Source organism: Serratia sp. AXJ-M, assembly GCF_046531865.1.
Taxonomy (GTDB): domain Bacteria; phylum Pseudomonadota; class Gammaproteobacteria; order Enterobacterales; family Enterobacteriaceae; genus Serratia; species Serratia liquefaciens.
In genome coordinates, this window is record NZ_CP059394.1 from 5,178,263 (window position 1) to 5,192,914 (window position 14,652).

Genomic DNA, 14,652 nt, shown 5'->3' on the forward strand with positions numbered 1-14,652 from the left:
ATCATGACCCGTAAAGCCATTTATCCCGGTACTTTCGATCCCATGACTAACGGCCACCTGGATTTGGTGACACGCGCATCTTTGATGTTCGATCACGTCATCCTGGCCATCGCCGCCAGCCCGAGCAAAAAGCCGCTGTTCACGCTGGATGAGCGCGTAGCCTTGGCCAGCCAGGTGACGTCGCATCTGGATAACGTGGAAGTGCTGGGGTTCAGTGAACTGATGGCACACTTTGCCGCCCATCAGAATGCCAATATTCTGGTACGCGGCTTGCGTGCGGTCTCTGATTTTGAATATGAATTGCAGTTGGCGAACATGAACCGCCATTTAATGCCGACATTGGAAAGCGTGTTTCTGATGCCTTCCGAAGAGTGGTCGTTCATCTCCTCCACCCTGGTGAAGGAAGTCGCACGGCACGGCGGCGATATCTCACCTTTCCTGCCGGCCGTAGTCACTCAGGCACTGTTCGAAAAGCTCGCCGAACACTAATCAGCGCTGGCAGCGACGGCAGAAAAATGTGCTGCGCTGCCCGTGTTTCGCAGACTCAATCGGCGTGCCGCATGCGCGACAAGGCTCCCCCGCACGGCCGTACACCTGCAACTCCTGCGCGAAATAACCCGGTTTACCGTCTGACTGCAGGAAATCGCGCAGCGTGGTGCCCCCCTGTTCGATTGAACGCAGCAACACCGCCTTGATGGTCTCCGCCAATAACTCCGCCTCTGCTTTGCTCAGCGAGCCCGCTGGACGGTCTGGCAAGATCCCGGCGGTAAACAGCGATTCACTGGCGTAGATGTTGCCTACCCCGACCACCAACTTGTTATCCATCAACCAGGGTTTGATCAGCGTGCGCTTGCTGCGTGACTTTTCGTACAGGTAAGCGCCGTTAAAGGCTTCGCTTAGCGGTTCCGGCCCCAGGTGCGCCAGCACGTTGCTGGCCGCCAGATCCTCGCACCATAACCAGGCGCCAAAACGGCGGGGATCGGTATAGCGCAGTGTCATGCCATTGCTGATCACCAGATCGACGTGGTCGTGCTTGCCGGCTTCGGTTTCCTCAGCCAGCATGCGCAGGCTGCCGGACATGCCCAGGTGAACGATAATCCAACCGTGGTCCAGTTCAATCAGCAGATACTTGGCACGGCGTTGCACGCTGCGCACCGGTTGGTCGCTCAGCGCCAGAATTTGCTCGGAAACCGGCCAGCGCAGACGGGCATTCCGCACCACCGCATATTGAATGCTGTGACCGACGAGATAAGGTTCAATCCCGCGTCGGCTGGTTTCAACTTCTGGTAATTCAGGCATCTGGCGCTCTCCCGTTGATTTCCTACCTTTATAAAACAAAAAACCCGGCCGAGGCCGGGTTTTTATTAATCCACTAAAATTATTTAATTTTAGCTTCTTTGTACAGTACGTGTTGACGGACAACTGGATCGAATTTCTTCAGTTCCAATTTTTCCGGCTTAGTACGCTTGTTCTTCGTGGTGGTATAGAAGTGACCAGTACCAGCAGAAGAAACCAGCTTGATCTTCTCGCGAACACCTTTAGCCATGATTCAGTTCCTTAATACTTCTCACCACGGGCACGCAGATCGGCCAAGACCGTCTCAATACCCTTCTTATCGATAACACGCATACCTTTAGCAGATACACGCAGAGTTACAAAGCGCTTCTCAGCCTCAACCCAAAAACGGTGTGAGTGCAGGTTCGGCAGAAAACGGCGTTTGGTCGCGTTCATTGCGTGGGAACGGTTGTTACCGCTCACCGGGCGCTTGCCAGTAACTTGGCAGACTCGGGACATGTCTATTCTCCAAAAATCAAATCAGCTCGAGCTTCGTATAGGGTATGGCCGCCTCGTCAGGCTTTTAGAGCCCATCTCAGCAAACTTCATACTGAGGAGACTCTCGTCATCAGGTCAGAAACCACACATCAGGTTAGAAACCTGCTGAGATAGGCTCTTGCGCCAAACCCAAGATTCTCAAAGGTGGCGTAGTATACGCTCTGAAGCGTAAGTGCTCAAGTCCCGAACAGCTAAAGATCCCATAAGGATCGCGAAAAAATCGCTTAAAGCCATCCGCGTTCGGCAAAAGAGACGCATTCACCCCGACCTATAACCAAATGATCGAGCACTCGGATCTCCAATAACAGGCAGGCATTAACCACTTGCTCAGTTATCAAACGGTCGGCGTGGCTGGGTTCAGCCTTACCCGAAGGATGATTATGCGCCAGAATAATGGCGGCCGCATTAGCCTTCAACGCTTCACGCACAATTTCTCTCGGGTGTACGACGACGCTGCTGATGGTACCAGCAAACATCTCCTGATGGCGAATAACACGGTGCTGATTGTCTAAAAACAATACCAAAAACACTTCCCGCTCATGGTGCGCCAGCAAACTTTGCAGATAATGCTGGGTCATCCTGGGGTTGAGCATGGCATTTTCCTGTGCCAGATGACTGGAAAAGAAGCGGAACGCCAGCTCCGAAATCGCCTGCAGTTGGGCATAACTGGAATTACCCAGCCCCTTGTGACTGCAAAAAACCGAATGGTCTGCCGACATCAGGTGATACAGCGAGCCAAACTGCGCCAATAATTGCTCTGCCAGTTGCATAACGTGCACGCCGGGAAAGCCGGTGCGCAGGAAAATGGCCAGCAGCTCCGCATCGGACAATGCCGACGCCCCGTAACGCAACAATTTTTCCCGTGGCGCCAATGTATCCTGCCACAGGGTGATTACCTGACTGCTCATTAACACCCTCCCGAAAACGCCACAGCATGCCACGCAGCGAAGCAGCTCACGACAGGTGTTTGATAACATTGCGAAGTGCTGCGCAAAGCACAATGTAACGCGTTGCAGGCGCAGCGGAATCACTCACCTGTCGGACGGTTATGCTAAAATGGCACATCTTTCGGATTCAATCGGACAATCATGATGACGGGACTTTCCGGCAAACATATTGTGCTTGGCATCAGTGGCGGTATCGCCGCATACAAATGCCCAGAACTGGTACGCCGCCTGCGTGACAGAGGCGCGGAAGTGCGTGTGATAATGACAGGCGCGGCGAGAGCCTTTATCACGCCGCTGACGCTGCAGGCCGTTTCCGGCTACCCGGTCTCGGACGATCTGCTGGATCCCGCCGCCGAAGCTGCAATGGGTCATATTGAGCTCGGCAAATGGGCGGACCTGGTGATTCTGGCGCCGGCTACCGCCGATCTGCTGGCGCGCGTCGCCGCCGGAATGGCCAACGATCTGCTGACCACCGTCTGCCTGGCCACGGCGGCACCGATCGCTGCCGCACCCGCCATGAACCAGCAAATGTACCGCGCCGTCGCCACCCAGGCCAATCTGCAGACGCTACAAGCGCGCGGTATGCTGCTCTGGGGGCCTGACAGCGGCAGTCAAGCCTGTGGCGACGTCGGCCCAGGCCGCATGCTCGATCCGCTGGAAATCGTCGAACTGGCGAACAGCCATTTCTCCGCACCGCAAGATCTGAAACATTTAAAGATTATGCTCACCGCCGGCCCCACGCGCGAAGCGCTGGATCCGGTTCGTTTCATCAGCAACCACAGCTCCGGCAAGATGGGCTTTGCCATCGCCGCCGCCGCCGCCGCACGCGGTGCGCAGGTCACGCTGATCGCAGGGCCGGTCACTCTGCCGACGCCGCCATCGGTCACCCGTGTAGATGTGATCAGCGCATTGGAAATGGAGCAGGCGGTCCAGCAAAGCGCCGGCCAACAGGATATTTTTATATCTTGCGCTGCCGTGGCCGATTACCGCGCCGAGCAGATTTCCGATGAAAAAATAAAAAAACAGGGTGATGAAATCATCCTCAAAATGGTAAAAAACCCCGATATCGTTGCCGGCGTCGCCGCGATGACCAAAAATCGGCCTTTTGTCGTGGGGTTTGCTGCCGAAACCCAGAATGTGGAAGAATACGCGCGACAAAAACTGGCGCGTAAGAAACTGGATTTAATTTGCGCTAACGATGTATCGCTTGCAGAGCATGGGTTTAACAGTGACACCAATGCCTTGCACCTTTTTTGGCAGAATGGAGAAAAGCGCCTGCCGCTGAGCGACAAGGCACTCCTTGGCCAACGTTTAATAGACGAGATAGTCAGCCGTTATGATGAAAAAAATCGACGTTAAAATCCTCGACCCGCGTATCGGGAAGGACTTCCCTTTACCGACCTACGCCACCCCAGGTTCCGCAGGCCTTGATCTACGTGCCTGCCTGGACAGCGCTGTCGAGTTGGCGCCGGGTGAAACCACGCTGCTGCCAACGGGCCTGGCTATTCATATTGCCGACACCGATCTTGCCGCAGTGATCCTGCCGCGTTCCGGTCTGGGCCATAAACACGGTGTGGTACTGGGCAATCTGGTCGGCCTGATCGACTCCGACTACCAGGGCCAGCTGATGGTTTCCGTCTGGAACCGTGGTCAGAAATCCTTCACTATTGAGCCAGGTGAACGTATCGCGCAGATGGTGTTCGTGCCGGTAGTTCAGGCTGAATTCAATCTGGTAGAAGAGTTCGACAGCAGCGAACGCGGTGCCGGTGGCTTTGGCCACTCCGGCCGCCACTAAGCGCTGCCTGATACCTGACCGACGACAAGGAATTGTCGCCTTAAATCTTGCTACCCCGGAGAGAAGGACGGCTCCATGGCAAGATTTGGCCGACTACGATTACAGCGCACACCAGGGCGCACGGAGAATACAGGTCGTTAAGGCCGCTGACCCCAGCATCGTAAAAAAAGCTATCACATAAGCCGCACAGAGCTTTCTCTGCAACGGCCGGTGCCCGGGTTTCCGAAAGTCTAAGCAGTTTTAGCAAGGGTCTAATCAGACATGGCAGAAAAAGAAAATATCAAAAGGAATCGGCGCGAGGAAATACTGCAGGCCTTAGCCCAGATGCTGGAGTCCAGCGACGGTAGCCAGCGTATTACCACCGCTAAACTTGCCGCTAACGTCGGAGTCTCCGAAGCTGCACTGTACCGGCACTTTCCCAGCAAAACACGGATGTTCGACAGCCTGATCGAGTTTATTGAAGACAGCCTGATCACGCGCATCAACCTGATTTTGCAGGATGAAAAAGAGACCTTTAACCGTCTGCGCCTGATTTTGCTGCTGGTATTGGGGTTCGCCGAACGCAACCCTGGCCTGACGCGAATCATGACCGGCCATGCGCTGATGTTTGAACAGGATCGCCTGCAAGGCCGCATCAACCAGCTGTTTGAACGCATTGAAGCGCAATTGCGTCAGGTACTGAAAGAGCGAAAACTGCGGGAAGGCAAAGGCTTTATCGTGGACGAAACGCTGCTGGCAAGCCAGCTGCTGGCGTTCTGCGAGGGGATGCTGTCGCGCTACGTGCGATCTGAATTCCGCTATCGCCCAACCCAAGAGTTCGATGGCCGCTGGCCACTGCTGGCGGCACAGCTGCAATAAACCCGTTACCGGGCGCATTTTACGCGCCCGGTAACGTAGATACTGAGTTAGACCCCGTACTGCTCACGATAGGCGCGCACCGCCGCCAGGTGATCCGCCATTTCTGGCTTTTCTTCGAGATAAACAATCAAATCCTTCAGCGTCACGATGGAAATCACCTTGCAGTGATAGTCACGCTCAACTTCTTGAATGGCCGAAATATCCGCACGACCTCGTTCCTGACGATCGAGTGAAATCAGCACGCCGGCCAACGTTGCGCCGCTGGCACCGATGATTTCCATGGATTCACGGATAGCCGTACCGGCAGTGATCACATCGTCCACCAGCATCACGCGGCCCTGTAGCGGGCTGCCTACCAGCGTGCCACCTTCGCCATGGGTCTTGGCTTCCTTACGGTTAAAGCAGTAAGGCACGTCGCGCTCATGGTGCTCTGCCAAAGCCACCGCCGTGGTGGTGGCAATCGGGATACCTTTGTAAGCAGGACCAAACAGCAGATCAAACTCAATACCGGAATCCATCAGAGCTTCAGCGTAGAAACGCCCGAGTAGCGCAAGATCACGCCCGGTATTAAACAGGCCGGCATTAAAGAAATATGGGCTGGTGCGGCCGGATTTCAGGGTGAACTCGCCGAATTTCAATACCTGCTTGTTAAGCGCGAACTCGATAAACTGGCGCTGATAGGCTTTCATTACTGCTTCTCCTCGTCTGGTCGGTTAGATCTGTTAATACTGCCGCCCGATCGCCGGGCGTAAAAAAGGCGACTCTTGAGTCGCCTTAAAAAATTAGTCTGCCAGCGCCGCTTTCTGCGCCTGGAAGATGGTATCGATGCCCCCTCGAGCCAGCGCCAATAACGCCAACAGTTCATCATGGCTGAACGGCTCGCCCTCGGCGGTGCCCTGCACCTCGATCATACGGCCATCTTCCATCATCACCACGTTCATGTCGGTTTCTGCTGCAGAGTCTTCAACGTACTCCAAATCGCACAGCGCTTCGCCGTTAACGATACCGACGGAAACCGCCGCCACCAGCCCTTTCATCGGGTTGGCTTTCAGCTTGCCGTTGGCCACCAGCGCATTCAACGCATCGGCCAGCGCAACGCAGGCGCCGGAAATGGACGCGGTACGGGTACCGCCATCGGCCTGCAATACGTCACAGTCGAGAGTGATGGTGAACTCACCGAGTTTTTTCAGATCTACCGCTGCACGGAGCGAACGGGCGATCAGGCGCTGGATCTCCAGCGTGCGGCCACCCTGCTTGCCTTTTGCGGCCTCGCGGGCGTTACGGCTGTGGGTGGAACGCGGCAACATGCCGTACTCAGCGGTGATCCAACCCTGGCCCTGACCTTTCAGGAAGCGCGGCACACCCTCTTCTACCGTGGCGGTGCACAAAACTTTGGTATCGCCAAACTCAACCAGCACTGAGCCTTCTGCGTGTTTGGTATAATGACGGGTCAGTGTCAGTGGGCGAACTTGTTGTGGTGCTCTGCCTGCAGGACGCATGGGCTCTCTCCGGCTTCTTATCAACGATTGGCTGCGCATTATACGGGCTTCGTGACGTAATGCCTATCCTGCCCGAAGGTCCAACGCTATAATCGCTCCATCTTTTCCTATTACGGGTACGCATCAATGATCCGCAGCATGACAGCCTACGCTCGGCGAGAAATCAAGGGTGAATGGGGCAGCGCAGCTTGGGAGCTGCGTTCCGTTAACCAACGCTATCTGGAAACCTACATCCGTCTGCCGGAACAATTCCGCAGCCTGGAACCGGTGATCCGCGAACGCATTCGTGGTCGTTTGACCCGCGGCAAAGTGGAGTGCAACCTGCGCTTTGAGCTGGATCCGAGCGCGCAAAGCTCGATGATCCTGAACGAAAAACTGGCCAAGCAGCTGGTTGAAGCCGCCAACTGGGTAAAAATGCAGAGCGACGAAGGCGAAATCGATCCTATCGACGTCCTGCGTTGGCCTGGCGTGATGTCTGCTCAAGAGCAGGATCTGGACGCCATCAGCGCACAGCTGATGCAAGCGCTGGATGGTGCACTGGATGACTTCATTGTGGCTCGCGAAAGCGAAGGCACCGCACTGAAAGCGCTGATCGAACAGCGTCTGGAAGGCGTGAGCGCTGAAGTAATCAAGGTTCGCGCCCAAATGCCCAACATTCTGCAATGGCAGCGTGAGCGTCTGGTCAGCAAACTGGAAGAAGCCCAGGTGCAGCTGGAAAACACCCGCCTGGAGCAGGAGCTGGTGCTGATGGCGCAGCGTATTGACGTTGCCGAAGAGCTGGATCGCCTGGAAGCTCACGTAAAAGAAACGCACAACATCCTGAAGAAGAAAGAAGCCGTGGGCCGTCGCCTCGACTTTATGATGCAGGAGTTCAACCGCGAATCCAACACGCTGGCATCCAAGTCCATCAATGCCGAAGTGACCACTTCAGCCATCGAGCTGAAAGTGTTGATCGAGCAGATGCGCGAACAGATCCAGAATATCGAGTAATACATTGCTTCATTCGTTTAAGCCCGCACCCGCGGGCTTTTTTTATGGCGCAGAAGACCGCACCTGAAAAGGCGCGGCGATGGTATGCGGCTTAATACAGCTCTTGGGTTGGCCGCAAAACAATTTCGTTGATATCCACCTCCGCCGGTTGCTCGATGGCATAGGCGATGGCACGCGCTACGGAATCCGCCGGGATGGCCTGTTGATAAAACGCCTCAACGAACTTCACGCTTTCCCGGTCCGAGGTGCCAAGCTTCAGTTCGGAATCCACGGCTCCCGGACAGATAATGGTGGTGCGAATATGTGCCCCCACCTCATAACGCAAGCCTTCGGAGATAGCGCGTACCGCAAACTTGGTGCCGCTGTAAACGGCGCCGCCCGGGCTAAGTACCTTCAGACCGGCGACGGAGGCGACATTGATAAAGTGACCGCTCTGCTGTTGCTCAAACACCGGTAGCGCAGCGGCAATGCCATACAGCACGCCTTTGAGGTTGATATCGATCATCCGTTCCCATTCGTCGACCCGGGTGGCGCTCAGCGGGGCTATCGCCATTAACCCTGCGTTATTCACCAACACATCAACGCGCCCAAATTCCGTTATTGCGGCATCGACCATTGCCTCCACGTCGTTACGGCGAGTGACATCTACCGCTACCGCGAGCGCTTTACCCCCGGCCGAGATGATTTCATTCGCCAATGCATCAAGACGCGTTTTGCGACGCGCTGCCAATACCACCGTTGCGCCCCGAGCGGCGAGATGGCGAGCTGTCGCCTCGCCCAATCCGCTACTGGCGCCGGTAATAATTACAACCTTGCCTGAAATCTGGCTCATACACTTCTCCTCAGCAAAAAGGCCATAAAGCCTCCGTTATAGAACCGGATGTCGCGATGTGTCGTGAAGCCCAAAATAACCCTGCGATTTATAAGCCATCGCAAAGGCTGAAGTATAGTACTGCCGTAAAAATCCGGCTCACAAGCGACTCTCGCCGTGAAATTCGCGTTGAATTTATTTATGAAAAACTGCCGATAAGTAAGAGAGGATGACAATCGGCAACTTACCCGGCTTACCGAAAGTATTTTGTTCTAATTATCACGTAATGTAATGAAAGGCCGGGAGAGCTGTGGCTAAATGTGTTTTTTCCTGCCCGTTTAGCCGTACGGACTCTTTATGCCGCAAATTCTGCAATTTATTTTTGCCCTGGTGGTGATCATCGCCCTGGCACTACTGGTCAGTAATGACCGCAAGAAAATCCGCCTGCGTTATATTATTCAGCTTTTAGTCATTGAAGGCGCACTCGCCTATTTCTTCCTGCATTCAGAGAGCGGCCTGAGCGTCATCAAGCACGTTGCAGGTTTCTTTGAAACGCTGCTGACCTACGCCGCACAGGGTTCCGACTTTGTGTTTGGTGGCATGAGTAAAGACGGGCTGGCGTTTATCTTCCTGGGCGTGTTATGCCCGATTATCTTTATTTCCGCGCTGATCGGTATTTTGCAGCATTTCCGCATTCTGCCGCTGATTATCCGTCTGGTCGGCACCCTGCTGTCCAAGGTTAACGGCATGGGCAAACTGGAATCTTTCAACGCCGTCAGCACGCTGGTGCTCGGCCAGTCTGAAAACTTTATCGCCTACAAGGGCATCATCGGCGATATCTCGCCGCGTCGCATGTACACCATGGCAGCCACCGCCATGTCGACGGTATCCATGTCCATCGTCGGTGCCTACATGTCGATGATCGATGCGCAATACGTGGTAGCCGCGCTGATCCTCAATATGTTCAGTACCTTTATCATATTGTCGATCATCAACCCTTATCAGTTGGACGATGAACCCGAACTGAAACTGAGCAAGCTGCATGAAGACCAGAGCTTCTTTGAAATGCTGGGCGAGTACATCCTGGCGGGCTTCAAAATCGCGATGATTATCGCCGCCATGCTGATTGGCTTTATTGCGCTGATTTCAGCGGTAAACGCTCTGTTCTCCGCCGTGTTCGGCATCAGCTTCCAGCAAATCCTGGGCTATGTATTCTATCCACTGGCCTGGCTGATCGGTATCCCGGCACCGGATGCGCTACGAGCAGGCAGCATTATGGCGACCAAACTGGTGGCCAATGAGTTTGTGGCAATGATCGAACTGAAGAAAATCGCTACGGAGCTGTCACCGCGCGGCCTGGGCATTCTGTCGGTATTCCTGGTGTCTTTCGCCAACTTTGCCTCTATCGGCATCGTCGCCGGGGCAATCAAAGGGCTTAACGAGCGACAAGGTAACGTGGTTTCTCGTTTTGGTTTGAAGCTGGTTTATGGTTCCACGCTGGTCAGCCTGCTTTCGGCAGCCATCGCCGGACTGGTACTGTAAACACTATCCCGGCCTGCGGGCCGGGAGCTTATCAGAACGCGACGCACACGGGCGCATCAACCCGCATCACGGAATCCTGTGCAAACTGTTGTTTATAGCTGCTGCGCAATGCCTCAATATGGGTTTCACTTTCCTTGCCCGGCGCATGAATCAGCATCAGCGCTTTGCTGTTTTCGCGCGCCAGCTTGCCGTCATTACCCAACCACTGTCCTTTGGCATCAAATACCGATAACCCATCTTTAAAACGCGGCGTCACTTGCCGATCGACAAAACTCTGCCATTCGGCAGCACCGATCGCTGGCCCCGCAGGGCGATTAAGGCCAAAATAAAGCGTAGTTTGGATCATAGGATCGCCAACCTGGCAGGTCGCCGATTTTTGCGGCCCGGTGTTCTGAACCGGCGCAACGCAACCGCTCAACAGGATGGTCACAGCGGCAGCCGCCGCCAGTAGGGAAGTAGCTTTCATTTATCTTCATGTTCCTCAGTAAACGCCATCATCAGCCAGAGATCCCTCACCGCCAAGCGGCCTCGGGATCGCATGCAAAAAGCATAGTCAGCAATAGAAACCAATGCGAAATATCTAATGCTTTCTTGAATAAAATAAGGTTACAAAAGGCAATGGATAAGCAAATAAAACAAAAAATGGATTAACTAAAGTAATCCGAATTTCCATCGGTTAGAAAAACTCAGTGGTGCTATGTCCTCGCGGCTATTACCCTGCCACCATGACACTCATTCCCGCCCACCCTGTGAATATCTTATGTTATTGAGCATTCTTTATATCATCGGTATTACTGCCGAAGCCATGACTGGCGCACTGGCTGCCGGCCGCCGCCAAATGGACATGTTTGGCGTCATTATTATTGCCTCTGCCACGGCAATCGGTGGCGGTTCGGTACGCGACATGTTGCTCGGGCATTTCCCCCTGGGGTGGGTCAAACATCCTGAATATATCGTTATCGTTGCCATTGCCGCGATCGTCACCACCTGGCTGGCCCCCTTGATGCGTCACCTGCGCCGTCTTTTTCTGGTGTTGGATGCCGTTGGGCTGATTGTATTTTCAATCATCGGCGCACAGGTCGCGCTGGACATGGGCCACGGTGCCATCATTGCCGCGATTGCCGCGGTGATCACCGGCGTATTCGGCGGCGTTCTGCGCGATATGCTCTGCAACCGCATTCCCTTGGTATTCCAGAAAGAAATCTACGCCGGTATCTCCTTCGCCGCCGCCTGGCTGTACATCGGTCTGCAACACTTCAGCCTGCCACATAATATGGTGGTGATCATCACTTTGGTAGCCGGCCTCAGCGCCCGACTGATTGCTCTGCGCTTTCGGCTGGGTCTGCCGGTGTTTAACTATCAGCATCCGGATCATTAATAAGGACACCATAACAGCATAGGCAATCCCGTTGTTGATGGACTTCAAGAGGAACATCACATCAAGGCGCGCCGGCAAAACCCACAATCCCTTGTGAGCCCAGGGTGCTGACCAGCGCCAGGACTGGCTGGTGCTGGAGAAAATCGGCAATCTGTTGTGCCCTTTTTGCACCAATACCGACGATTTTCCGCCACGCCACGGGGGACATTTGCTGGACCTGATGCCAGTTTGTCAGCGCCATCGTTTGCTGCGGGGAGAGCGGTATACCCAAAGCGAGCAGCCAACGCGCGAACGGTTGTTGTCGCGCCTGCTGAAATTGCCGGTGAATGCTTTGCCCTCGCTTACCGCCGATCCCGGGCGCGGCCATCAGTTGTTCCGGCGTCAGCAACAGCCAATCCAGCAAATTCCACACTAACCCCTGATCGATCAGCGTCTGCCAGGTGGATTCACTGACGCCGCGCAAACTTAACCCCTGCGGGCCGCTCAACCACACCAGTCGGGCAAGAAACTGCTGACGGCAATCCGGTCGCCAACTGAAACAACTCAACGCGTGGTAACGTTCAGCAGACGGCGCACTGGGCAGCGACCGGTCCGTTCCACGCCAGACCACATTATTGAGATGTGGAATGCCGTGTCCCATCAGGCTGATGGTTACCTGATCTCCGGGCACAACCGCCCATTTTCGCCAACGTGGTAGCGAGCCGAGGTTAACTCTTGTCACCCATTTATCGTCCATCCTGACGGGTTCAAGCCGCAGTACCACGGCGATTTTTCCGGTGCGACCAATATTGAAATCAATACCATTGACCCTCGCCACTTGCTGCACGGGCGGATACTTCCAGGCAACGGCCCAATCACCGGGCCTGGCTTGCCAGTAGAGCCCCTGGGGTGAGTGTGCCTGATGGATCACCACACCATCGGTGACGAAAGGCAAAGCGGTTTTATGCCAATGCTCTCGCCATTGTTGCACCTCCGCCGAGGATTTCACCGGCTGCGAAAAAGTCAGGGCAAGAGGAAAACCCATTTCAGCAAGCTGGCGTAAACGCTGCGCCATCTCCTGCGGACCGTTCGGCCAGGCCCAGACAAACAGCCCGATCTGCTGGAGTAGCGGCGAAGGCTTATTTTTCATCAGCGCGCCGGCGACCTTGGCACGGGCGTTGATGCCGCCGCTGACCTTTTGTTGATGACCGTTCACCATCAGAAACAGCTCGCCCTGCAGAATCAACGTTGGCGGGGCCCCCTTAATACTGACCGGCACCGCAGGAATAGTCCGCACTTTTTCCAGCCAGTTCTCGCCTTTCAGCCCGTTCCCTCGGCTGATCGCCGACGTCAGTTTTCCGTGGTGATAAACCAGCGTGATGGCGACACCGTCCACTTTGGGTTGAACCCAGAGATCACTGCGCCCCTTTAACCATTGGTCGACGGCGGCAAGATCCGGCAATTTCCGCAACCCGGTATGCGCCACCGGGTGCGGCACCTTGCCTTCGGGTAAAAGCGGGCCAGCCCCCTCCTCCGGCGCTGCCCCGGCGCAACGCTGCCATAACCGCAGCTTTTCGCGCAGACTGTCGTAGACTTCATCTTCAATTAAACTGCTGCCCTGCTGGTAATAAGCTACGTCCCAGCGTTCAAGCTGGTTTTTTAAGGCGGTTATCTCCAGTTGCATCCGCACCGGGCGCCACGCCGGACAGGCTTGCGCCCGAACAGTCTCACTGCACAGCAAACCGAACAGCAGCATCATCCCTATTCTCATGACACTTTTGCGCATCTTTCACCTCCCTGATAACCGGCAGTAAAACCGGAAGAGGAAAGCACGACAATGGCCCATGTGGCGTTCTGCGCAGCGGCTCGAGAAAGCCCGCTCGCATTGCAGAAAACCGTCAAAATTTGGCGATACGCTGCGCAAACCACCCTGTTTGAGGTTTTTTCAGCATAAAGGGGCGGGCAAAATGCGAGCTAACGCTGCATCCGGCACGTTAGCCGTGTATACTGTGCGGAGAAAATACACATCCGCTGTTATTGGCATATCAACGAATATCATCATGGCTCAAGGCACGCTTTATATTGTCTCTGCCCCTAGTGGCGCAGGGAAATCAAGTCTGATTCAGGCTTTGTTAAAGACGCAACCGCTGTACGACACGCAGGTTTCGGTTTCGCACACCACGCGCGACAGCCGCCCGGGTGAACAGCATGGCGATCATTATTTCTTCGTCTCAAAAGAAGAATTCTGCCGAATGATTGAGCAGGATGCGTTTCTTGAGCACGCCGAAGTGTTCGGCAACTATTACGGTACCTCACGCGCTGCCATTGAGCAGGTGCTGTCGACCGGGGTAGACGTTTTCCTGGATATCGACTGGCAGGGCGCGCAACAAATTCGTGCCAAAATGCCCCAGGCGCGCAGCATCTTTATTTTGCCGCCGTCGAAGGAAGAACTTGGCCGTCGCCTTCGTGGACGCGGACAAGACTCTGATGAAGTGATCGCCAAACGCATGGCGCAAGCCGTGGCGGAAATGACGCACTACGCGGAGTATGACTATTTAATCGTGAATGATGATTTCGATCTGGCCCTGTCCGATCTGAAAACCATAATTCGCGCCGAACGCCTGCGTTTAGGCCGCCAATTACTGCGGCATGACGCTTTAATCAGCAAACTATTGGCAGACTGAAGACAGTTTCAGTATTATGCCCAGTCTTTTCGTCACCTGTGGAGTAGCACAAATATGGCACGCGTAACTGTTCAAGACGCTGTAGAGAAAATTGGTAACCGTTTTGACCTGGTGTTGGTCGCTGCTCGTCGGGCACGTCAAATCCAGACTGGCGGTAAAGATGCACTTGTTCCGGAAGAAAACGACAAGTACACCGTTATCGCGCTGCGCGAAATCGAAGAAGGCCTGATCACCAGCCAGATCCTCGATGTTCGCGATCGTCAGGAGCAGCAAGAGCAGGAAGCCGCAGAAATTCAAGCGGTTACCGCGATTGCTGAAGGTCGTCGTTAATTAATT

At 54.8% G+C, this 14,652-nt stretch carries 18 protein-coding genes; 9 read left to right on the forward strand and 9 right to left on the reverse strand.

All coding sequences use genetic code 11. The features are described 5' to 3' along the window. The first annotated feature begins 3 nt into the window (after positions 1 to 3). Complete coding sequence (gene coaD / locus H0S68_RS24110) at positions 4 to 489, forward strand: pantetheine-phosphate adenylyltransferase (protein WP_020837609.1); 486 nt, start codon at positions 4 to 6, stop codon at positions 487 to 489. On the opposite strand, the gene mutM is transcribed toward coaD, so the two are convergent. The 4 genes from mutM to radC all read right to left on the reverse strand — a co-directional run bounded on the left by mutM (position 490) and on the right by radC (position 2,741). Beyond that, positions 490 to 1,299, reverse strand: coding sequence for a bifunctional DNA-formamidopyrimidine glycosylase/DNA-(apurinic or apyrimidinic site) lyase (gene mutM / locus H0S68_RS24115; protein WP_122080471.1), 810 nt, complete (start codon positions 1,297 to 1,299; stop codon positions 490 to 492). It abuts the gene before it with no gap. A 79-nt stretch (positions 1,300 to 1,378) separates the two neighbouring features. Beyond that, complete coding sequence (gene rpmG, locus H0S68_RS24120) at positions 1,379 to 1,546, reverse strand: 50S ribosomal protein L33 (protein WP_002208990.1); 168 nt, start codon at positions 1,544 to 1,546, stop codon at positions 1,379 to 1,381. An 11-nt stretch (positions 1,547 to 1,557) separates the two neighbouring features. Then, on the reverse strand, positions 1,558 to 1,794 hold the full coding sequence (gene rpmB, locus H0S68_RS24125; RefSeq protein WP_004931195.1) for a 50S ribosomal protein L28: 237 nt from the start codon (positions 1,792 to 1,794) through the stop codon (positions 1,558 to 1,560). A 263-nt stretch (positions 1,795 to 2,057) separates the two neighbouring features. After that, positions 2,058 to 2,741 carry a RadC family protein gene (radC, locus tag H0S68_RS24130; RefSeq protein ID WP_020837632.1) on the reverse strand — a complete coding sequence of 228 codons (684 nt, stop codon included), beginning with the start codon at positions 2,739 to 2,741 and terminating at the stop codon, positions 2,058 to 2,060. Positions 2,742 to 2,921: 180 nt separating this feature from the next. Between radC and coaBC the strand changes: the two genes are divergently transcribed. The 3 genes from coaBC to slmA all read left to right on the forward strand — a co-directional run bounded on the left by coaBC (position 2,922) and on the right by slmA (position 5,433). Beyond that, a complete protein-coding gene (gene coaBC / locus H0S68_RS24135; RefSeq protein ID WP_170868566.1) occupies positions 2,922 to 4,139 on the forward strand; it encodes a bifunctional phosphopantothenoylcysteine decarboxylase/phosphopantothenate--cysteine ligase CoaBC in 1,218 nt (405 codons plus the stop codon). Next, positions 4,117 to 4,575 (forward strand): dUTP diphosphatase, encoded by a 459-nt coding sequence (dut, locus tag H0S68_RS24140; RefSeq protein ID WP_046374864.1) that lies wholly within the window; start codon positions 4,117 to 4,119, stop codon positions 4,573 to 4,575. The genes coaBC and dut overlap by 23 nt, the downstream gene beginning before the upstream one ends. A gap of 261 nt (positions 4,576 to 4,836) precedes the next feature. Next, positions 4,837 to 5,433 (forward strand): nucleoid occlusion factor SlmA, encoded by a 597-nt coding sequence (slmA, locus tag H0S68_RS24145; RefSeq protein ID WP_020837638.1) that lies wholly within the window; start codon positions 4,837 to 4,839, stop codon positions 5,431 to 5,433. A gap of 47 nt (positions 5,434 to 5,480) precedes the next feature. Here slmA and pyrE read toward each other — a convergent pair whose 3' ends face one another. Next, complete coding sequence (gene pyrE, locus H0S68_RS24150) at positions 5,481 to 6,122, reverse strand: orotate phosphoribosyltransferase (protein ID WP_020837639.1); 642 nt, start codon at positions 6,120 to 6,122, stop codon at positions 5,481 to 5,483. Between the two features lie 93 nt (positions 6,123 to 6,215). After that, entirely contained in the window at positions 6,216 to 6,932 is a 717-nt protein-coding gene (rph, locus tag H0S68_RS24155; protein WP_012147518.1) for a ribonuclease PH, read from the reverse strand. 126 nt (positions 6,933 to 7,058) lie between these two features. Here rph and H0S68_RS24160 point away from each other — a divergent pair, with 126 nt between their 5' ends. Further along, positions 7,059 to 7,922 (forward strand): YicC/YloC family endoribonuclease, encoded by an 864-nt coding sequence (locus H0S68_RS24160; RefSeq protein WP_020837642.1) that lies wholly within the window; start codon positions 7,059 to 7,061, stop codon positions 7,920 to 7,922. A gap of 91 nt (positions 7,923 to 8,013) precedes the next feature. On the opposite strand, the gene H0S68_RS24165 is transcribed toward H0S68_RS24160, so the two are convergent. Further along, positions 8,014 to 8,754 (reverse strand): SDR family oxidoreductase, encoded by a 741-nt coding sequence (locus H0S68_RS24165; protein WP_128865461.1) that lies wholly within the window; start codon positions 8,752 to 8,754, stop codon positions 8,014 to 8,016. Positions 8,755 to 9,090: 336 nt separating this feature from the next. Between H0S68_RS24165 and H0S68_RS24170 the strand changes: the two genes are divergently transcribed. Then, positions 9,091 to 10,275 (forward strand): NupC/NupG family nucleoside CNT transporter, encoded by a 1,185-nt coding sequence (locus tag H0S68_RS24170; RefSeq protein ID WP_020837645.1) that lies wholly within the window; start codon positions 9,091 to 9,093, stop codon positions 10,273 to 10,275. Between the two features lie 31 nt (positions 10,276 to 10,306). Here the strand turns inward: H0S68_RS24170 and H0S68_RS24175 are convergent, their stop codons facing one another. Then, on the reverse strand, positions 10,307 to 10,741 hold the full coding sequence (locus H0S68_RS24175; protein ID WP_261136775.1) for a DUF3574 domain-containing protein: 435 nt from the start codon (positions 10,739 to 10,741) through the stop codon (positions 10,307 to 10,309). A gap of 294 nt (positions 10,742 to 11,035) precedes the next feature. Between H0S68_RS24175 and H0S68_RS24180 the strand changes: the two genes are divergently transcribed. Next, on the forward strand, positions 11,036 to 11,653 hold the full coding sequence (locus H0S68_RS24180; protein WP_020837649.1) for a trimeric intracellular cation channel family protein: 618 nt from the start codon (positions 11,036 to 11,038) through the stop codon (positions 11,651 to 11,653). A 61-nt stretch (positions 11,654 to 11,714) separates the two neighbouring features. Here the strand turns inward: H0S68_RS24180 and ligB are convergent, their stop codons facing one another. After that, entirely contained in the window at positions 11,715 to 13,418 is a 1,704-nt protein-coding gene (ligB, locus tag H0S68_RS24185; RefSeq protein ID WP_410529060.1) for an NAD-dependent DNA ligase LigB, read from the reverse strand. A gap of 274 nt (positions 13,419 to 13,692) precedes the next feature. On the opposite strand from ligB, the gene gmk reads away from it, so the two are divergent. Beyond that, positions 13,693 to 14,316, forward strand: a complete 624-nt coding sequence (gmk, locus tag H0S68_RS24190; RefSeq protein WP_041415115.1) for a guanylate kinase — start codon at positions 13,693 to 13,695, stop codon at positions 14,314 to 14,316. A 54-nt stretch (positions 14,317 to 14,370) separates the two neighbouring features. Next, a complete protein-coding gene (gene rpoZ, locus H0S68_RS24195; protein ID WP_004953385.1) occupies positions 14,371 to 14,646 on the forward strand; it encodes a DNA-directed RNA polymerase subunit omega in 276 nt (91 codons plus the stop codon). Positions 14,647 to 14,652: the final 6 nt, after the last annotated feature.